Raw genomic sequence first — 19,487 nt, 5'->3', positions numbered from 1 at the left:
TATTTGATATACTAAATAAGGTAAGAAAAGAGGCAGACTTGTTATGGGGCTGCCTTTTATTTGTTGCGGGCCGTTCGTTTGGCCCGTTAGTGATGGAGGTTTTACGGATGAGAAATGACGGGAGAAGCAATAATCAGCTTAGACCGGTTGAAATGGTGACAGAATTTATAACACACCCTGAAGGATCTGTCTTAATAAGTGTAGGCAATACAAAGGTCATCTGCAACGCTAGTGTGGAAGACCGCGTGCCGCCGTTTATGAGAGGGCAGGGGAAGGGCTGGATTACTGCAGAATATTCCATGCTGCCGCGAGCCACAGAGCAGCGAACAATCAGAGAGTCCTCGAAAGGGAAAATTTCAGGGCGCACAATGGAAATTCAGAGGCTGATTGGAAGAGCGCTCAGAGCGGTAGTGGATCTCGACAAGCTTGGAGAACGGACAATCTGGATTGACTGCGATGTCATTCAGGCAGACGGAGGAACCAGAACCGCTTCCATTACCGGTGCTTTTACAGCAATGGCGATTGCACTGGGAAGGCTGACAGAAAAAAATGTGCTGGCTGAGCTTCCGATTACTGATTTCCTGGCCGCGACATCTGTTGGATTGGATTCAGAGCTTGGAGAAATTCTTGATTTGAACTACTTGGAGGATTCCTCTGCCGAAGTGGATATGAATGTCGTCATGACCTCTAAGGGAGAGCTTGTAGAACTTCAGGGAACCGGGGAAGAAGCAACTTTTTCAAGAAAACAGCTCAACCAAATGTTAGATCTTGCAGAAGAGGGTATACATACATTAATTGAGTATCAAAAATCAGCTCTTGGTGATTGGGCCTCTCATATTGTCAAAAATCTTGCGAAAGAGGGATGAACAAATGAGCCAAACCATTATCATCGCAACGCGGAATGAAGGAAAAGCAGCCGAATTCAAACGGCTGTTTGAACCAAAGGGCCTGCAGGCTGCCTCGCTGAATGAACTCACACACCTTCCGGATGTAGAAGAAACGGGGCATTCCTTTGAAGAAAACGCAATCTTAAAAGCAGAAACCATCTCTAGGCTTACCGGTAAGCCTGTTATTGCAGATGATTCCGGACTTTCAATCGATGCTCTCGGTGGAGATCCGGGCATTTATTCTGCCCGCTATGCAGGGGAAGAAAAAGACGATGGAGCCAATATCGCGAAAGTGCTTGAAAACATGAAAGAGGTTGAAAAGGATCAGAGAACAGCCCGTTTCAGATGTGCACTCGCTATTGCGGCTCCCGGAAAAGAAACCAAAACGGTCGAAGGATCGGTTGAAGGGTTTATTACAGAAAAGCCGGAAGGGGAGAATGGATTCGGCTATGACCCGATCTTCATGGTTAAGGATAAAGGTGTGACGATGGCTCAGCTTTCTTCAGAAGAAAAAAACAAAATCAGCCATCGGGCGAATGCCCTGAAGAAACTGGATCAGCTGATTGGGGAGTATTTTTAAGGGAGAGAGTGCGATGAAGGTATTGATTATGAGCGACAGCCACGGATGGACTGAGGAAGTAGCCAAAGTAGCAGACCGCCACAAGGACGAAATATCGGCTGTGATCCACTGTGGAGACTCTGAGCTGCAGGCAGACGATCCGGCCGTCTGCTCCATGTGGATCGTCGGGGGAAACTGTGATTTCGACGCGAGGCTCCCAGAAGAGCTCGTGAAAGAAGCAGGTCCGCACCGCTTCCTTATCGTACATGGACACTTGCATTCAGTGAAATCCTCACTCATGACGCTTAAGGATAAGGCCCGGGAAGCAGGAGCCCAAATTGCCTGCTTTGGCCACACTCATATAGCCGGGTCAGAAATGACGGACAATATTTTGTTCATTAACCCGGGGAGTCTCCGGCTGCCGCGGGTGCGTCCTGAAAGGTCGTATGCTATAATTCAATTAGATCAGCAGCGTGCCGATGTAAACTTTTATGATTTGGAAGGAAACCCTATAAAAGAACTGGAAAAATCCTATTCTCTTGCATAGAATAGAAAAGGAGGAGAGCTTTCCTCCTTTTCCATAAAAAAAGTTCCAAAAGTTATTGACTTTATTATCTAAAGAAAATATAATAAATCTTGTCGCTGATAACGAAACACCCAATTAGCTGCTAAAAAGATCATGTCCCAGTAGCTCAGCCGGATAGAGCATACGCCTTCTAAGCGTACGGTCGGGAGTTCGAATCTCTCCTGGGACGTCCAAAAATCGGGTGCTAAATCCCGTCAAATCAACCTCTTATATCGTTTAGTGAAACGGTCAGTATAACGGTCGTGTAAGAAATTACACCTGTTATTGACTTTGAAGCTAAATGATATGGGAGGTTTTTTGTTGTGACCAAAAAGAAAGGCTTATTTGAAGTTAGTGAAAATATTAAAGGAATACTTGCAGGGCTTCCTGGCAGCGATTCTGATACCCCGAAGATAGTGGACAAGCCCAAAGAACCATCTGATAAGGAACGTGGGTTTATAAGCATTCTAGAAGCTTTAGAGATTGTAACAAGGCAAATGGAAGTGAGCGGGTACAGGAGTCGTACCATAAGTGACTACATTATCCATGTTGAACATTTTCAAGGCATAACAAAAGTAAAAAATGTCGCTGATATTACAGGCGATGCGATTTACTGTTGGCTGGATAGCATGGGTGTAAGTAATCAAACCAAATTAACCCGTCTAAAATGTTTAAAAGCATTTCTCTCCCGCTGATCAAATGCTACTATGAAGAGGTTTGGTATGAAGGCATTGGTAAGAATCGAATCGTTTACACAGATAAAAAGCGAAAAGAAAAAGCTCCGAAAGAAGACAAACGACATTTCAATAAAGGAATAGCACCACCTCATTCAAAGCACCTAGCACTATTAGTTATGAGTAAGATGGGTGGCATCGATAACAGGGCGAGGACTAGAAATGGCTGGGCGTCCTATTTTGGACTTATATCACCCGTTGAGCAAGATATCTTGAGTGGTATTTACAGTGAAGAAGTAATTAAGCCATACAAAAAATATATGATTAGATTAGGTATCTTAGCGGATGGAGAAGAGAAGGTATTCCAAGATATAGCATATATCTTAAGGAACATATGTAATGGACATTTACAGACTGTATTTACTCAAGCTTCAAGATTGGGTTTGATTAGGATAGTCTCCTCATGGAAAGGGAAAGTGAAAACTCTCAGAGAGCCTATCGACATAGATAAAGCAAAAGCAATGGAAATTAAATACATCGAAGCAGAATTCCTTAAAAATCATGAAATCTCTAAAGCATATTCAATAATGTTTAAGAATTCTCCAAAGACTAAGGCTTTTAAAGCTGATTGGCTTGACTGGATTGAAAATGTTGAAGATGACGAAGGCGATGCAATGCGATTGCAGTATATTTATGAAGTGTTTCAAATCGAGGTTCTAAACAAAAACGCACTTAATGAGTTCATTAAGGCACATTATCCTCCTGAGATTGATTCATTCAATACACAAAAAAATGAACAGGAATACCATAGCAGTTTGCTAAATTATGTATCAGGGAATGCTCAAAAGAAACATGACAATTATTTGATGAAGAAGCAGGGTGAAAAAATTTTTAATAAAGAAGATATGAAAGAACTCATGGTTGGAATAGGATTAACAGAAGAAGAAGCCGCTGCATTTGTAAGTGAACAGGAAGAAGAGGAAGTTGATTTAAACGAAGAAGAGTCTTCACCATATATATCTCTACTTGAAAGTGACAAGTATGTTGATTGTATTAAGAACATTCATGTTAAATTGCATAGCTTGAATGAAATTGATATAAAAGAAATTAAAGCTGTTCAAAAGATAATTGATGAAGATAGGAGGAAAGAAATTGAGCAGTTAAGACTTGATAACCCAGAAGTGATAGAGAGTCAAAAAAGTGAAAAGGATAGAATTCATAATTACATTGAATCCTCGGTGAATTTGGAACATCGGGAAGAACTGACTAAAAATGAACAAAATAATCAAAATCAAGCTGTCCGGGGGAATGAATTAGAAAACCTATGTCAGGTTGACAATGTATCCAAATCAATTGCTCTGTCTTCTAAGCAAAGCGATATAGAAGATGAATATGCAGCAGCAATGGAGGATATAAAAAATGATATTCTTGAGTATGAAGAGAAGTATGGCGATAAAGCCTTGGAATATATGAGACTTGATGTAGTTATTAATGACTTGACAAGGGAATTTGCAGCAAATGATGTGAATATAGCTGAGTTTAAAAAGAAATTGCAACGTGAAAAGGAAATTGAAAGAAACGAATGGGATAGACTATTTGAGGGAAGACAGCCTGCTAGATGGAGGCAATCTACAAACAATCCGCTAGAAGTATTTCAAGGGATTAGATATGGTCGTAATGATAAGGAGAACTCTTAATTGAGGTTCTCCCTTTTTTTGTATCTTGGTGTGGATGATTGAGCAATGGGCGTAGTTCAAGACTTAGCCCCACAGCCATTAATAAAACTGTGATTTCATTAAGTATATGCTGCCCTATTTTCCTCCCCCTGCGATTTCTGTAGATACTTTTCAATCAGTTTTTTCTTTTTCTTTGATAAATATTCCATATACTAGAGGTATTTGTAAAAATATGTAGAATTAGGTAAAAAGGAGGCGATTTTATGAAGTTAGTTAAATTTACAATTCGAAATTTTAAAGGGATTAAAGAACTTACAATGGAAGTTGAGAACATCTCTATTATTATCGGACCTAATAATTGCAGTAAAAGCACTATCTTGCAGGCATTAAATCAATTTGGAAGTAAAGAACTTAAACTTAGCAAGCATTTATACCACAAGCATAATATGTCAGAACCTATTAGTTTTCATGCAACATTCACTGATTTGACTGAAGAAGAGATTGAGATGCACGGTATCAGAAATTCTATTCATAGAGATACGGGGAATTTTATTGTAAGAGCAGTATATAAGGAAGGTGTAAACGTTGTGCGTGCTTCCAAGACATCTGGAGCAGAAACGCATGACCTAGAACTGGAAGGGTGGGAAGGAAAACTTGGTGGCGGTAATAATGGAGCGCACTTCCTAAATGTCTTTCCAGAAATCATATATATACCTGCTGTCAAAGATGCTAACGATGAATTAAAAAATAATTCAGCTCATATGAAAACACTTTTCACCCTCTATAAGGATGTGGTTGCAGGTTTACCTGAATATCAAGAAGCATATGAAAAAACTCAACTACTTCAGCAAAGAATCAATGAGCATAATGATGAGAAAATAAGATACTTTGAAGATGAAGTAAAAGCTTTTTTAAATGATGTAACCTCAACAGATGTAAAGTTTAAAGTAAATGTAAGTCCATTAGATGATATTGTCAGTACTTCTGTTGCTACAAATTTTAATTATAATGGTTTAGATACTGAGTTAATCCATCAAGGTAATGGTGTGCAAAGAACATTTATTTTGTCAGTTTTCAAAGGTTTTAGGAAATACAAGAGACGATTTGAGACAGAAAATGTAGAAAACAAAAGACCTTTAATTGTTGCCCTTGAAGAACCCGAACTTTACTTACATCCCCATTTGGCTAGAGTGTTCAAAGATACTCTTTACAGTTTAGCAGACGATGGTTTCTTTCAAGTACTTGCAACATCACATTCACCTAATTTTGTGGATTTGTCCAAGCCGAATAGAACACTTGCAAAAGTATTTATTAATGATGACAATGAAGTTGGTTTAAATCAAGTTAATTCTGATGTTTATGGCTTACCAACGCATGAAAAAGAACGACTTCAAGCTCTTCTAAGGTTTAATCCTTATGTAAATGAGGTCTTTTTTGCTGACAGAGTAATATTGGTTGAAGGGGATACGGAAGTAATTGCTTTGAAAGTTTTAGGAGAAAAGCTAGTAAACAACGGTCTTTTGAAATCAGAAGATTTTCACAAAACTTCAGTGGTGAACTGTAATGGGAAGGGAACTATGTATGTTTTACTTAACATCTTAAATAATTTTCAAATCAAATACACAGTAATTCATGATTACGACATTACGGAATTTGATAAAAAAGGAAATCGTAGGAGTATCGGTTCGTTAAAAGCTGCTATGACACTCAATCACAAATTAGAAAAACTAGCTTTTGCTAGAGGAAACAATAAGTTTGTACTACGACATACATTTGAAGCTGAGATGCCACATGATTATGACCAAGGGTCTTCAAAGTCCTTTTCGGCATATGAATTTCTGAACACAAAAGATGTTAGCGAGATACCTATTGGACTATTAGATATTGTGAAAGGTTCATTTGGAATAGCGGAAGTTGAACTAGACCATAGAAACGAGACTTTAGTATCGCAATACAACTGGAGCGAAATGCATCAAGCTTTAAAAGAATGGACTGAACCGAAAGAAGAAGATTTTCTAATAAGGTTATGGGACGAAGAACAAGAACTAAAAACCATTTAAGATTTCGATATGGAGATAAGATTCAATAAATTATGAAAGAAGTGTTATATGTATAAGGTAAGTAGTTGTTTAAAGACATCCAAATTAGTGGGGTGTCTTTTTGTGTGTCGTGCTTGTAATTTGCTATATGTCTAGTCATACCAACTAGATAGAGCGTTCTAAGAGCTGGGGACTCCTTTGACTCCCCTTTAAATTGCTAAAGTTGGAATCTAAGATTCAGTAAGCCTACAGTGAAATTGCTGTTATAATGTGACTGTTGGTACGTAAACTACGCTTATCATCCCAATTGTTTGTTCAACACTCAGACATAAAATGTGATAAATCAATTAGAGAAGAACAGATGCGATTCGATAAAATTAGTTCCAAGGTATGGTTTACCAATTGTTTACTATATAGGGAAAAAACACTTTTTTATAATGTTGTTTCAATAATAATAACTTCTCAAAAGGTACACATTTTGAAACGCATTTCTCTAGACGGACTTATAAGGTCTTGTATAGTATCAAATGGTATGAGTTGATATTACGGAACGCATCATAAAGTTTATTGACATTTTGATACGATATCTGTATAATTATGGTATTAAATCATAAAGGCGGAACTGACAGTGGATAATAAAGAGTTTGGATATGTACGAGTAAGCAGCAAAGACCAAAACGAAGTAAGACAACTTGAAAGCATGTATGCACTTGGTATTGATGACCGTGACATCCATGTAGATAAGTTAAGTGGGAAAGACTTTAATAGACCTCAATATCAATCGTTGAAGATGCGTTTGCGGCAAGGTGATACGGTATACATACATTCTTTGGACAGACTTGGTCGTAATAAAGATATGATTCTAGATGAGTGGAAGGATATCACAAAGAACTTAAAAGCTCATATTGTTGTTATAGACATGCCATTATTAGACACTAGAAAGTACAATGATTCAATTGGTTCTTTTGTGGCTGACTTGGTATTGCAGGTATTATCATGGGTGGCTGAAGAAGAACGAGCTAAGATAAGAACACGTCAAGCGGAAGGAATTGCATCTGCAAGGGCACTGGGTATCCATTTAGGAAGACCCAAAATATCCATTACATCCGAATTTGAGCTAGCATATACAAGTTGGAGAGCGGGAGAAATCACTGCAGTTGAAGCGATGAAGAGAGCCAATATGACTAAGGCTACATTCTATCGTAAGGTAAGGGAATATGAGGCGAACTACGGGGACTCTTAAAGGGTCTCTTTTCATTTGCATATGGTGGGGGGCTAATTTCCACGTTTCCACTGTATTCATAGGTAGGATAGACCCTATGTATCCTCATGCACACGATTCTTATAATTGATGTATGCATGTATTAAACGTGGTCCGATAAGTAAATACCACAATGGGGCGGTTCTTTTTTGACTACACTGTTAGCTGTTGCTGAAACGGAACGAAACCTAATGGTTAAACGCACACAGGAGGGCAAGGCTCTTGCAAAGCAAAGTGAATTCTTTAGAGAAGGCAGACCAACAAAACACTCGAAACTACAAGCAGGAAATGCATTAGAGTTACTCAAGACTCATACATACAAAGAAAGTCGAAGTAAAACAGACATTAAAAAGAGGACGCTTATTCGAAGAGAAAATGAACAAGGAAAAAAACAGGAGCCTTAAATGCTTAAAATGCTTAGGAAAAATTTTCAGTCATAGTTAAACATCCTCACTTAGGCCATAAAAAATGATAATCATTCATATGAGTAGCCAAGAATGTGATGCTTTATACCTGTGAAAACCCTCCAATGTGAGGTAAAATAGTACTCGATTGCTATATATTTCTAATAATCGATGAGCTACTCGACGAAAAAGAAAATCTAATAGAAAACGAATAGGTGATGCCCATTGGAAGGTTAAATCTTATAACGTATAAACAAATGATTTCCAAGAATGTGCTAACGGGGAGTATGAGACATGACAGAAAAGGATATTTGGAAGTGGCTCTTGCCCAAGTTCACCAATGACCTTCTTTACGATATCTATCAGGAACAAAAGGTCGTCTGTAATGGATTTAGGGCCAGCAACATAAAAGACAAGAATTCAAACCGTAAATTGTTCATCACCAATCTTTTGAATAAAGGCAACTTTAATAAGCTTGTGAAATGGTCTAGAGAAAAGGTGCCGGAATCTCTCTTAACCGAAGAACAGGTTGACACACTTGAATTAGAGGAACTTACAGAGGCTGCATCTAAGCACTCTCCCATGAAGGTTCTGCTCAAGCTCCTAAGCGAAAACCATGATAAGAAAGCGATACAATTTTTCACTTATTTAAAAGAAGAGGAGATTGAGATTTTAGAAGAGCCTATGTTTGAGGACCCTGCCGTACCTAAAGAAGTAGAGAAGCAAATAGAGACCGAGCCACAAGGTGAAGGAAATCAAAAAAATATTGAAAAAATTGAAAAAAAGCTAGACCGAAAGATTAAGAAGCTTCAAGAAGAACTGACAAAACGGGATACCCAGTACAAAACAAAAGTGGATGAATTGGTAAAAAACAACCAGAATTTGCAGAAAAAGTTGAACGAGAAGAGCCAAGAATTGGGTGAGATTAACTATTATTGCGAAGAGCTCAAAAAACAAAACCAGGAGGAGAAGGCAATATGGGAAGAAGAACGTAAACAATTGAAAGAAATTATTCAAAATCTTGAATTGCAAGGAGAGGCGAAAGAGGAAATCCCAGAAGTGGAAAGAGTCGAAGATATACCCATTCAAATACTAGTGATAGGGAAACCCATGTATACCAACCAATTTAAAAGCAAAAAGATTAACTTTAACTTTGTGCAGGGAAACGATGTTCTTCATTATGATTTCTCTGAACCCTATGATGCCTATTGGGTCCTTATGTACGAGCTCTCTGTCAAGCAGCAGGTATGGTTTAATGCCAACGTGACACGCTCGAATATCGACCTGTCCAAGGTTACTTTTTGCAAAGATTTCACTGAAGTCAAAAACCATATAAACTTGCATACTCAACACGAAGAGAGGGTCTAACATGTACGGAAGTAAATACGACATCGATTTTGCAGGAGTTTTACTAGAAGAAGGCCAAACTTATACAGGGAGAAGAACCGTATGGGTAAATACTCAGGAAAGTGTCCAATATCATATACGTATTATATCCATTACGCCTGAAAACTTTCCAAGACAAATTGAAACGGTCACCGGATATGGCGATTCCCTTACAAGATATGGGTTCGAAGATGATTTGTCTTTGTCAAGGGTTGAAAGAGCGAATGCGGCTAGGGAGTTCCTAAGTCAATATATTCTCTTTTTCACAATAGATAAAAAAAGCTCCGCTACATCCTCCGGGGTCCAGGAGTTCCACAAGGCAAGAAACATCCGACTCGTTAAGAAATCCGATGCTTATCGGGAAGATATTTCATTGATTCCTATTCCTATCTACTCAGAGATTGAGGATATGAATAAGTCCACGTTCGAACACCGTCTTCTGAACAGTAAGTATGTGGGGGAGAATACACAAATCTCTCGGGAAGATGATGACACACCAACCATGATTTTATGGTCAGAGAGCACAACCAATCATACTCTATACGGTTTGTTCTCTAAACACGACTATGCAAGAGGTGGTTTTAAGTTTTTCGCTGACCATAACCAGCCTAAAAATATGACATTGGATATGGATATCTTTTATGAAAGTTACCAAAACGAGCAAGTGCTCTTTATGGATTCCGTCATCTATAGTGAATTACAGCAGCAACTGGAAGAAGGCGGGGAAGTTCTAAATTCCACGATGGAAGGGGAAGGGGAACAGGTTGAAGAACAGCCAGTAGAAGAAACGGAAGGGACAAAAGAATATGAATTCATGGTGACGTTTAAAAGAAAGTGCGTCGAAAGCGGACTTTTTTACAGTGAGAAGGATTTATATAACTTTCATGCGTCCATGAAGACCGGTGGATTGGTTATCCTATCTGGAATGAGCGGTACTGGAAAGACTAAACTTGTACAATGTTACATGGACTCTCTAGGGTTACAGAGTGACCAGCGACTATTCGTTCCTGTAAGGCCTTCCTGGCAAGACGATACCGACCTGCTTGGCTATCTCGATACAATGCACAACATCTATCAGCCGGGTGATTCAGGGCTTGTCAATTTTCTAATCGAGGCGGAAAAAAGTTTCAGCACAGCACTACATATAGTTTGCTTTGATGAAATGAATCTTGCACGGGTTGAGCACTATTTCTCTCAATTCCTATCGGTTTTGGAACTGGAGGAGAACAAACGGTTCTTGCCGCTCTATAATGAAGATGCTGTATCCCGGACCTATAACAGCAATTTCTTCGGTCCCAAAGTAAAGATTGGACCAAATGTAGTGTTTGTCGGGACTGTTAATTTAGATGAGTCCACTTATCACTTTTCTGATAAGGTGTTAGACCGGGCGAATGTCATCACCTTGAACATGATTCCTTATCTCGAAGCAATGGAATCTGATGACACGGCTACTCATGATGGTCCCAAGAATACGGAGAAGCGGGACCCGCTATCCTATGATGTATATAGAGACTTTAGGAAAAAGGAACGAAAGATATCTTTGACGGAAGAAGAGGCTTCCTTTTTGTGGGAATTGCATAAAGAGTTACAAGCATGCAGCAGAAACCTCGGAATAGGATGGAGGATAGTAAGGCAGATAAGTTTATTCCTCCTCAACCTGCCCGCTGAGGCTCCTCTAAGTCGACAAGAGGGATTTGACATTCAGGTGGTCCAAAGAATCCTAACGAAAATTAGGGGTTCTGAAGAACAATTCACTGAATTGCTTGGCCGCTACAACTCTGAAACAAAAGAAGTGGAAAACAGTCGCTTCTTTCAACTCATTGAAGAGTTTCTTCCTCAGGATTCAGTTCAGTCCAATAGCTATAGCATGGTGAGAACCAGGGAAGCCATCCGGGAGAAAGCTAAGGAGTTACGCTTATATGGCCATACCGTTTAAAATCATCTTGCATCATAAAATGAGTGATGGCAGCTATACCAATGCGATTGATTCAGAGAAATTTGTAAATGATGAAAGGCAACTCTATCATTTGTCCGACCTTATGTTCACAGGTATTACAGAGAACAGGAAGCTTGAAATGGAATTCATTTGCGATGATAAAAATGCACGTCTTTATATGGACGGGCTCGATACCATTCCTGCTCAGTCTCTGGAGATAGAAGGGGATGGGCCAGCCTATCTTCAACCAACTAATGATAGAATCACTCTTTATGCTCCAAAAGAAACTAATAATCCTAATTCGCAGGAATACTACCCTTTTATTCCCGGCTATTACAGGATAAAAGTTCTGGCGTTTGGAAAGTCTTATTATTCATGGCTTAAGGTTAAACCAAAGCAAATAACGGAAGACCAATGGGTTGCTATGAGGGATGAAGTGGAGGATACGTTAAACGGATTGGCCCAAGACCTTATAATAAAAAACAGCAGCATTGGTCTGGATTTGTCAGTACCCATTCCAGTGCATATCCTCAGAAAACTGTACATCGTTAAAAATGATTTTCAAAAGTGGATAGTTGCTTTGAGAAACATTTCTGCCAACCCTAGAATACGAGTAGGAAAACAATATCATCTTGTGCCTCATGGAAAAGCAGCAAGGATTGATACAGTCACGATTAGGTATAGAGCCAGACATCCAGAGAGCAGGGATATGGTTTATAGTCCTTCACACGTAAGAAATTACAATCTTTTAGAAAATCAATGGGTAAAAAAGATATCCAAATTTCTGATTAGAGAAATGAATGATTTGTACAACTACCTTAAGACGCATAAAGACAAAGTAAAGGACGAAATGAAAAGAGCAAGGCGGTATCACAGAGGACCGGAAGAAGAGAGTATCCAATTACGCTTGAAACGAAAGGTCTTAGGGGAATTGGAAGAGTACGAGCGATTTGTAAGCAGGGTACGGAGTGAATGCTTGTTTTTATTGCAAGCAGAGTGGATGGTTGAGGTAGAAGAGAAGACTCCGATGAGTGTTCCCTACTCCATGCTGATGGACGAACGTTATAAGAGGTTTTACAGTTTGTATCGCTCACTGAAAACAGAAAAATTTTCAGTATCCTTTGATTCAAACTACGACTTCTATTGGAAAAGAACAGACTTACTTTATGAAATTTGGGGCTTTCTTCAAATAGTTAACGCTTTGCAACATCCTACTGTCGGATTTGAAGTGGTGGGAGGCTGGATTTATAACAATGAATTTGATTCCCAGACCATTCAAGTGCCTTTCTTAGAGCCAGGAACGGTAATTGAGCTTAAGAAGGAAGATGTTAAGTTGAGGGTCGTATACGATGAAACAGTGCCCTACAATGCAAACAGGACCACACTGTATAACCCAATTTACGCTGTTGAAAAACATACAAGGCCTGATGTGAGGTTGGATTTTTACCACAGCGAAGTATACCTTGGTTCTATTATTCTGGACTTTAAGTACAGGCCTTTGCATTTTGTGTGGAACCAGTACAAGGTTTACAGTTCAAACAAGACGGATGCTATGCAGCAATTAATATCTTATCGTAATTTCCACTCATCTTGGTCGTTCAGAAACCTTCCTATTGGGCTTCGCTCACAATTTAGACCTATTTATGAAGTATGGGCCGTATATCCGAAACATGAGGGGAATTCAGATATGGAAAGCCCTATGAGAGACTTCAAAATAAGACTGATGGAATTAACTCCTTTAGAGGAAAGAGAAGAGTTGTTTAACGGATTAAACGATGCCATATCGAAAGTGTTGAGCACTATTCAACATCAAAATTAAAATTATTAGGATTCTCACACGTGGGAATTCCTTTTTTTTATTGGCCCCATAAAAAAGTATGAAAGTATCTCGCCATAAGCATAAGTGACATCTGTAACGCAATTAAATACGGTTTAATTTTGAACTCACCTCTCTCATAAATTGTTATTCTCTGAAAAGGCAAATGCAATATAGAGGGTTGTAAACCTCGTAAGCGTGGTGGTGCTTTCTAATACCAAGGAATCAGTAAGGAACAGGTCTACCTTCTAGTTACAAGAGACTGTTTAAAATCGACTTATTCAAAGGTTATTTGTCAGTGTATTATTGTTATATCCCGTTTAGATAAAGCTTATTTCTAACTTGCACTACCTTCAAACGTTATTTATACTAAAATTAGTCAAACGGTCTAAGTTCGAAAAGTGACCGTTATACCCAACCGAAGCTAAACACTGATATATATAGTAGCTCAGCCGGATAGAGCATACGCCTTCTAAGCGTACGGTCGGGAGTTCGAATCTCTCCTGGGACGCCATTTCATTTACATACTGAGCCCTGATGAGACAGGGTTTTGAATAATAAAGAGATGCGGGCACAGTCTTTAACACTGTGCCCGCATCTTTTTTGTGTTCCTTAGATTCTCCAGCTATGTCTGTATATGCTAATATAAGAATTAAGAATCCTGCTATCAGCATTTAGGGGGAATGGCGATGAACGCATTATCACCGGATCAACGCGAAGAGTTACTCAAAACGCTAGAAGCCCGTTTTGAGAAAAACAGGGACAGACATGAGGGGATTGTATGGGGAGATGTAAAGTCCCGTCTTGAAGACAATCCTGCGAAACTCTGGTCTCTCTATGAAATGGAGAGAACGGAGGGCGAACCGGATGTGGTGGGCCGGGATCAAACAACGGGAGAATTCGTATTTTACGACTGCTCGCCAGAAAGCCCTAAAGGCCGCAGAAGTGTCTGTTTTGACCGGGAAGCGCTGGAGTCGAGAAAAAAGCATAAACCGGAAAATAATGTGATGGATATGGCTGCTGCCATGGGCATTGAGCTTTTAACCGAGGAGCAGTACCGGGAGCTCCAAAAACTAGGGAATTTCGACCTGAAAACATCGAGCTGGGTGAGTACACCTGCTGATATCCGAAAACTCGGAGGTGCGCTCTTTTGTGACCGCCGCTACGACACCGTGTTTGTGTACCATAATGGAGCAGACTCCTATTATGGTGCCAGAGGGTTCCGCGGATCACTGAGAGTCTGAAGCAGTGTGAGATATATGAATGGTTGGTGCCGCCGTTGAACCTCAAACCTACTGTTTTTCGGGCAGTGCTCCTGCATCCTATTGATTTTTACACCTTTTGATTGGGGATGAAGGCTTAAAGCTGCAAGCTAAGCCCAGCGGGACAGGTGACACCCCGCATCGCGGAATGATGAAGAGGCTCACCGCCCGCCCCGTTGGCAGCTGAGCAGCCAGGAGAGGAAATCAGTAAAAACAAACCAAGTGGATAAAGGGATGAGTGCGTTATTACGGACCTAATGGCCAGCAATTACCTGCTGCCAGGCTTTAGTGCAGAAGTGTTTAGATCTTCACTTTCTATAACAATTGCCATTAAACCGGTATCTGTTTTCGTTTCGTGCCACTCATCTTTATCCCAGAGTACAGCTTCCCCGTTTTGAACGTGTGTGTATTCCTCCGATTCTCCCCTAACCCAGCCCTCTCCATTCACGATTAGAAGAAGCTGAGGAACAGCAGCTTGATGATAGCCAATTCTTCCATTCGCCTCTAAATGCATGCAGCCTATTTGAGCCGCGTTCTCTGTCCGGGTAATCGGTGACAGGACAAAATCTGAGTCGGATTTTGTGATTTTCCTGCCTGAATTCTTATTAAATTGAAAGATCTTCATCTCATCCCCCCTGCGCCTGCTTAAAGGACCCGCTTAGTGGTCCTTTAAAAATTGTTTAAATCCCCAAGATGGTTAAGTAATCATGATCCTTGGTTTTATTTTCGACCCACGTCTGAAATTCAGCTATCAACCTGATCAAATCTCCACAATTCTGATCCGGGTTTTTTCTGAAATTCTTCTCTGTTTCTTCGAGTATCAAAAAACCGATCAGGTCTTTCAAATTTTCTGCACCCGGTTTGTCCACAAGTGCTTGTTTTACCTTATCTAACTCAGTCAGGATCTTTTTCCACGTTTCCCTGTCAATTCTGCTGATGCCGAATAAGCTGTAATTTTTATGATGTTTTACGATGGCGGGTGCAAGGAAGGTAAAGGTTTCATCCGTCAAATAGATGGAGGCCTTGTTCCAGTGCCTGCCGGCAGATCGGCCAGGCTTTATTTCCACATAGCTGGATCCTTCTAATGTGTCCGCATCATAAATGATAGGGTCAATCATACGAACTCTCCCCATTCCATAAAAAATTTAATTGAAATAGCGCCTCCAGTCATCTGAAGCGCGAGTAATTTTGAGTGCCGGAGTGAACATTCATCCTTTGTCAAAAAAACCTGTCAGAAAAAAGTACAAAAAAATTGCAAAATGATCTTTCCTGTTATAGCGCGTATGTAAGCGGATACAAATTGTTAAACTAATCTAAATTATCAGTTAATTCAAAAAAAGGGTGTTGACTCTTGTACGCAACGGGCGTAAGATAGGTTCAAACATTCATAACACGGCAGCGAAACAACTTAAAATCATCCATATAACATTGGTTATAGGATCTTTTTTTACAAGTAATCTTCTAATCATTTAAAGCGTCTTAACATTAAAGGAAAGGTGTGACCTGGCATGAGTGATCAATGGATCTTCTTGAACGGCGAATTTGTAAGGAAGGAAGATGCGAAGATTTCTGTATATGATCACGGATTCTTGTACGGAGACGGCATTTTCGAAGGGATCAGAGTATACAACGGGAATATTTTCCGGATGAAAGAACATATGGACCGGCTTTACGAATCCGGAAAATCAATTTTGCTCAACATGCCGTACAGCCAGGAAGAATTAACAGAGCTCGTCATAAAAACGGTTGAAAAAAATGGACTGAGAGATGCTTACATCAGACTGGTTGTCTCCAGAGGCGCTGGAGATCTCGGTCTGGATCCATATAAGTGTCCAAATGCAAATGTGGTCATTATTGTAGAACCGCTTGCTATCTTCCCAAAACACCTTTATGAGACTGGAATCGATATCGTAACGGTGCCGACCAGGCGAAACCGTCCGGACGTACTCAGTCCTAAAGTAAAATCATTAAACTACTTAAATAACGTTCTCGTAAAAATCGAGGCCCATCTGGCAAACGTAAGCGAAGCGCTCATGCTGAATGATCAGGGATATGTTGCAGAAGGTTCAGCGGATAACGTTTTCATCTATAAAAAAGGCAAACTGCTCACACCGCCGGGATATATTGGAGCGCTGGAAGGCATCACAAGAAACGCCATCATCGATATTGCAAATGAGCTTGGCTATACCGTTTCCGAAGAACCGTTTACCCGCCATGATGTCTATACGGCAGATGAGGTTTTCCTCACAGGAACAGCAGCCGAGGTCATCGCGGTTGTTAAGGTGGACGGCCGCGTTATAGGAGACGGGAAGCCTGGAGAGCATACGAACCACCTGCTTGAACAGTTTAGAAAAAAAGTAATCGATGAAGGGGAGAAAGTGAATCTTCCTTCAGATGAAAGTCTTCACGTAAGCTGATTGATAACCTAATAGGGCAAAACATAGACGGGGATAAGTAGTTGTTTATATCAGCCATCTTCAGAGAGCCGGGTTGCTGGAAGCCGGCGGTGGCATAGACGATGAACTCACCCCGGAGTGTCTTTCTGAATCAAGTAGGAGGGACCGGGTGCATCCGAAGCACTCGTTATTAAAACGAACATACTTGTTCTTGAGATGGCTTGAGGGCCATGAAAAAGGGTGGTACCGCGGAGAGTTTCCTAGCCTCTTCGCCCCTTTGATCCGAAAAACGGGTCTTATGAGGGGCGGAGAGGTTTTTTATATGCAATCAATCACCGGCTTCTAACTACTTTGGGAATGTTTTTGAAAGAAGAGGAGGCAGAAAAATGAAGGTTCAAGCGGAGATGGATGAGGCACAGCTCGAACACCCTGTAAGGATGACGGGGGGCGCAATGCTTATCGAGGCATTAAAGCAGGAAAAGGTGGAGGTGCTTTTCGGGTATCCCGGAGGTGCGGTTCTGCCGTTATACGACAAGCTTTATGGTTCAGGTCTTTTTCATATCCTGACAAGGCATGAACAGGGAGCCATACATGCTGCAGAGGGGTACGCAAGGATTTCAGGAAAGCCCGGAGTGGTCATAGCAACATCAGGGCCTGGTGCGACGAACCTCGTAACCGGTCTGGCAGATGCAATGATTGACTCTCTGCCGCTCGTTGTTTTTACGGGTCAGGTCGCGACAACCGTTATTGGCTCAGATGCTTTTCAGGAAGCGGACGTATTGGGGATCACGATGCCGGTTACAAAGCACAGTGTTCAGGTAAGGCATGTGGATGAACTCCCGATGGCGATTAAGGAAGCTTTTCATATTGCCTCTACCGGCAGGCCCGGTCCCGTCCTGATCGATATTCCGAAGGACGTTGCGGTATCCGAAGGAGAGTTCAAGTACGATCAAACCCCCGATCTGCCGGGCTATCAGCCGGTTACGGCGCCTAACCATTTGCAAATCAGGAAGCTTGTGGAGGCGGTCAGCCGGTCAAAGAAACCGGTCATCCTGGCTGGAGCGGGTGTTTTGCACGCTAAAGCGTCTGAATATTTGAAAAGTTATGCCGAACAGCAAGACATTCCGGTTGTCCATACTCTGCTCGGACTCGGAGGATTTCCGGCTGATCATAAGCTGTTTCTCGGAATGGCAGGGATGCATGGAACGTATACAGCGAATATGGCGCTTTACGATTGTGATCTTCTGATTAATATTGGTGCCAGGTTTGATGACCGGCTCACGGGTAATTTGGATGATTTCGCCAAATATGCAACGGTTGCCCATGTGGATATTGACCCGGCTGAGGTTGGCAAAAACGTTCCGACTGACATACCGGTTGTAGGGGATGCAAAGCTCGTGCTGAAGGAGCTCATTCATCAAAACGGCAAAAGAGCAGCTTCAGAGGAATGGCTTGCAAAGCAAGAGGATTCCAAGAGAGAATATCCGCTATGGTATAACGACTCCGCGGATATCATTAAGCCCCAAAAGCTGCTTGAGATGATCAGCATCTTTACAGAGGGAAAGGCAATCGTTACGACGGATGTCGGACAGCATCAGATGTGGGCAGCTCAGTTTTATCCCTTTAAGGATTCGGACAGCTGGGTAACCTCCGGCGGGCTTGGAACGATGGGCTTCGGGCTCCCTTCAGCGATCGGCGCCCAGCTGGCAGACCGGAATAGAAGAGTCGTCGCGGTTCTTGGGGACGGAGGGTTCCAGATGACGCTTCAAGAGCTGTCTGTCATCTATGAATTGCAGCTCCCCATCAAAATTGTCATCCTAAACAATCAGTCGCTCGGAATGGTAAGGCAATGGCAGGAGATTTTTTATGAAGAGCGCTACTCTCACTCTAAGTTTGTATCACAGCCCAATTTTAATAAGCTTGCAGAAGCTTACGGAATCCGCGGGTTGACGATCACCAGCATGAAAGAAGCAGATTCTGATTTGAAAGAAGCCCTTCAGTCTGATGAGCCAGTGCTCATAAATGCGCTCGTGGAGAAAGAGGAAAATGTGTATCCAATGATTGCGCCAGGCAAGGGAATTCATCAAATGACAGGGGTGAAACCGTGAAAAGAATCATCACGACCACCGTATTGAACAGACCCGGCGTATTAAACCGGATTACCGGGCTTTTTACAAAACGCCTTTATAACATTGAAAGCATTACAGTTGGCCATACAGAAACAGATGGCGTTTCCAGAATCACTTTTACGGTAGATGTGGAGGACCATAAACAGATAGAGCAGCTGACCAAGCAGCTGAACAAACAAATTCATGTCCTTAAGGTAACGGATATGACCAATCAGCATGTAGTTGCGAGAGAGCTGGCTCTCATTAAAGTCAATTCACCGGCGGCAGCCAGACTTGAAATCTACGGGATCATTGAACCTTTCAGAGCTTCGGTCATTGATGTCGGAAAAGAAAGCCTCGTGATTCAGGCGACTGGCGAACCGGGAAAAATTGAAGCGTTAATCGATTTGCTGAAGCCGTACGGCATTAAAGAAATTGCCAGGACCGGCACGACAGCCTTTGCGAGAAGCAGCAAAAAACAGGCATCCGCAAAAGCCGCATTCATCGTCTGAAACCCG

The 19,487-nt window shown here is 41.3% G+C and carries 16 protein-coding genes, 1 tRNA gene, 1 pseudogene and 1 other annotated feature; of the genes and pseudogenes, 16 read left to right on the top strand and 2 right to left on the bottom strand.

Translation table 11 applies throughout. From position 1 onward, the window contains the following. Positions 1-107: 107 nt before the first annotated feature. The 13 genes and pseudogenes from rph (at position 108) to ACQCVE_RS06740 (ending at position 14,447) form a co-directional block, all read left to right on the top strand. Positions 108-866 carry a ribonuclease PH gene (rph, locus tag ACQCVE_RS06800; protein WP_426843697.1) on the top strand — a complete coding sequence of 253 codons (759 nt, stop codon included), beginning with the start codon at positions 108-110 and terminating at the stop codon, positions 864-866. A 4-nt stretch (positions 867-870) separates the two neighbouring features. Then, a complete protein-coding gene (locus ACQCVE_RS06795) occupies positions 871-1,467 on the top strand; it encodes an XTP/dITP diphosphatase (protein ID WP_426843698.1) in 597 nt (198 codons plus the stop codon). A 13-nt stretch (positions 1,468-1,480) separates the two neighbouring features. Next, on the top strand, positions 1,481-1,993 hold the full coding sequence (locus tag ACQCVE_RS06790) for a metallophosphoesterase family protein (protein WP_426862213.1): 513 nt from the start codon (positions 1,481-1,483) through the stop codon (positions 1,991-1,993). 134 nt (positions 1,994-2,127) lie between these two features. Continuing rightward, positions 2,128-2,201 (top strand) — tRNA-Arg (locus ACQCVE_RS06785). 133 nt (positions 2,202-2,334) lie between these two features. Beyond that, the gene (locus tag ACQCVE_RS06780) at positions 2,335-2,706 is read left to right on the top strand and encodes a hypothetical protein (protein ID WP_426862211.1); all 372 of its coding nucleotides are present in this window, start codon (positions 2,335-2,337) and stop codon (positions 2,704-2,706) included. After that, positions 2,679-4,382: a hypothetical protein gene (locus ACQCVE_RS06775; RefSeq protein WP_426862209.1), complete on the top strand. Its 1,704-nt coding sequence runs from the start codon at positions 2,679-2,681 to the stop codon at positions 4,380-4,382. The genes ACQCVE_RS06780 and ACQCVE_RS06775 overlap by 28 nt, the downstream gene beginning before the upstream one ends. 242 nt (positions 4,383-4,624) lie before the next feature. Then, complete coding sequence (locus ACQCVE_RS06770; RefSeq protein ID WP_426862207.1) at positions 4,625-6,421, top strand: ATP-dependent nuclease; 1,797 nt, start codon at positions 4,625-4,627, stop codon at positions 6,419-6,421. Positions 6,422-7,028: 607 nt separating this feature from the next. Beyond that, positions 7,029-7,643 carry a recombinase family protein gene (locus tag ACQCVE_RS06765; protein ID WP_426862205.1) on the top strand — a complete coding sequence of 205 codons (615 nt, stop codon included), beginning with the start codon at positions 7,029-7,031 and terminating at the stop codon, positions 7,641-7,643. A 142-nt stretch (positions 7,644-7,785) separates the two neighbouring features. Further along, a pseudogene (locus ACQCVE_RS06760) lies at positions 7,786-8,065 on the top strand (recombinase family protein); the annotation flags it as partial. Positions 8,066-8,359: 294 nt separating this feature from the next. Then, complete coding sequence (locus ACQCVE_RS06755; protein ID WP_426862203.1) at positions 8,360-9,433, top strand: hypothetical protein; 1,074 nt, start codon at positions 8,360-8,362, stop codon at positions 9,431-9,433. A gap of 1 nt (position 9,434) precedes the next feature. Further along, on the top strand, positions 9,435-11,387 hold the full coding sequence (locus tag ACQCVE_RS06750; RefSeq protein WP_426862201.1) for an McrB family protein: 1,953 nt from the start codon (positions 9,435-9,437) through the stop codon (positions 11,385-11,387). Continuing rightward, the gene (locus ACQCVE_RS06745; RefSeq protein WP_426862199.1) at positions 11,371-13,206 is read left to right on the top strand and encodes a DUF2357 domain-containing protein; all 1,836 of its coding nucleotides are present in this window, start codon (positions 11,371-11,373) and stop codon (positions 13,204-13,206) included. The genes ACQCVE_RS06750 and ACQCVE_RS06745 overlap by 17 nt, the downstream gene beginning before the upstream one ends. Positions 13,207-13,886: 680 nt before the next feature. Then, a complete protein-coding gene (locus tag ACQCVE_RS06740) occupies positions 13,887-14,447 on the top strand; it encodes a DUF4256 domain-containing protein (protein WP_426862197.1) in 561 nt (186 codons plus the stop codon). A 286-nt stretch (positions 14,448-14,733) separates the two neighbouring features. On the opposite strand, the gene ACQCVE_RS06735 is transcribed toward ACQCVE_RS06740, so the two are convergent. Together ACQCVE_RS06735 and ACQCVE_RS06730 are read right to left on the bottom strand one after the other, a co-directional pair. After that, the gene (locus ACQCVE_RS06735) at positions 14,734-15,090 is read right to left on the bottom strand and encodes a cupin (RefSeq protein ID WP_426843708.1); all 357 of its coding nucleotides are present in this window, start codon (positions 15,088-15,090) and stop codon (positions 14,734-14,736) included. Between the two features lie 55 nt (positions 15,091-15,145). Continuing rightward, a complete protein-coding gene (locus ACQCVE_RS06730; protein ID WP_426843710.1) occupies positions 15,146-15,583 on the bottom strand; it encodes a hypothetical protein in 438 nt (145 codons plus the stop codon). A gap of 390 nt (positions 15,584-15,973) precedes the next feature. On the opposite strand from ACQCVE_RS06730, the gene ilvE reads away from it, so the two are divergent. The 3 genes from ilvE (at position 15,974) to ilvN (ending at position 19,481) form a co-directional block, all read left to right on the top strand. Further along, complete coding sequence (gene ilvE / locus ACQCVE_RS06725) at positions 15,974-16,882, top strand: branched-chain-amino-acid transaminase (RefSeq protein WP_426843711.1); 909 nt, start codon at positions 15,974-15,976, stop codon at positions 16,880-16,882. Between the two features lie 15 nt (positions 16,883-16,897). Further along, positions 16,898-17,141 (top strand) — a binding site (T-box leader). Positions 17,142-17,247: 106 nt separating this feature from the next. Then, complete coding sequence (ilvB, locus tag ACQCVE_RS06720) at positions 17,248-18,969, top strand: acetolactate synthase large subunit (protein ID WP_426862195.1); 1,722 nt, start codon at positions 17,248-17,250, stop codon at positions 18,967-18,969. Next, complete coding sequence (gene ilvN, locus ACQCVE_RS06715) at positions 18,966-19,481, top strand: acetolactate synthase small subunit (RefSeq protein WP_426843713.1); 516 nt, start codon at positions 18,966-18,968, stop codon at positions 19,479-19,481. Before ilvB ends, ilvN begins: the two co-directional genes overlap by 4 nt. The last annotated feature ends 6 nt before the right edge of the window (positions 19,482-19,487 follow it).

It is taken from the genome of Metabacillus sp. 113a, assembly GCF_050107635.1.
Classification (GTDB): Bacteria; Bacillota; Bacilli; order Bacillales; family Bacillaceae; genus Metabacillus_B.
Note: the sequence above shows the minus strand (reverse complement) of the source record. Positions and strands in the feature narration are given on the sequence as shown.

Coding starts and splice junctions, on each gene's coding strand:
- rph (WP_426843697.1), top strand. CDS start 108: ATGAGAAATGACGGGAGAAGCAATAATCAGCTTAGACCGGTTGAAATG.
- ACQCVE_RS06795 (WP_426843698.1), top strand. CDS start 871: ATGAGCCAAACCATTATCATCGCAACGCGGAATGAAGGAAAAGCAGCC.
- ACQCVE_RS06790 (WP_426862213.1), top strand. CDS start 1,481: ATGAAGGTATTGATTATGAGCGACAGCCACGGATGGACTGAGGAAGTA.
- ACQCVE_RS06775 (WP_426862209.1), top strand. CDS start 2,679: ATGTTTAAAAGCATTTCTCTCCCGCTGATCAAATGCTACTATGAAGAG.
- ACQCVE_RS06770 (WP_426862207.1), top strand. CDS start 4,625: ATGAAGTTAGTTAAATTTACAATTCGAAATTTTAAAGGGATTAAAGAA.
- ACQCVE_RS06755 (WP_426862203.1), top strand. CDS start 8,360: ATGACAGAAAAGGATATTTGGAAGTGGCTCTTGCCCAAGTTCACCAAT.
- ACQCVE_RS06750 (WP_426862201.1), top strand. CDS start 9,435: ATGTACGGAAGTAAATACGACATCGATTTTGCAGGAGTTTTACTAGAA.
- ACQCVE_RS06745 (WP_426862199.1), top strand. CDS start 11,371: ATGGCCATACCGTTTAAAATCATCTTGCATCATAAAATGAGTGATGGC.
- ACQCVE_RS06740 (WP_426862197.1), top strand. CDS start 13,887: ATGGCGATGAACGCATTATCACCGGATCAACGCGAAGAGTTACTCAAA.
- ACQCVE_RS06735 (WP_426843708.1), bottom strand. CDS start 15,090: ATGAAGATCTTTCAATTTAATAAGAATTCAGGCAGGAAAATCACAAAA.
- ACQCVE_RS06730 (WP_426843710.1), bottom strand. CDS start 15,583: ATGATTGACCCTATCATTTATGATGCGGACACATTAGAAGGATCCAGC.
- ilvE (WP_426843711.1), top strand. CDS start 15,974: ATGAGTGATCAATGGATCTTCTTGAACGGCGAATTTGTAAGGAAGGAA.
- ilvB (WP_426862195.1), top strand. CDS start 17,248: ATGAAGGTTCAAGCGGAGATGGATGAGGCACAGCTCGAACACCCTGTA.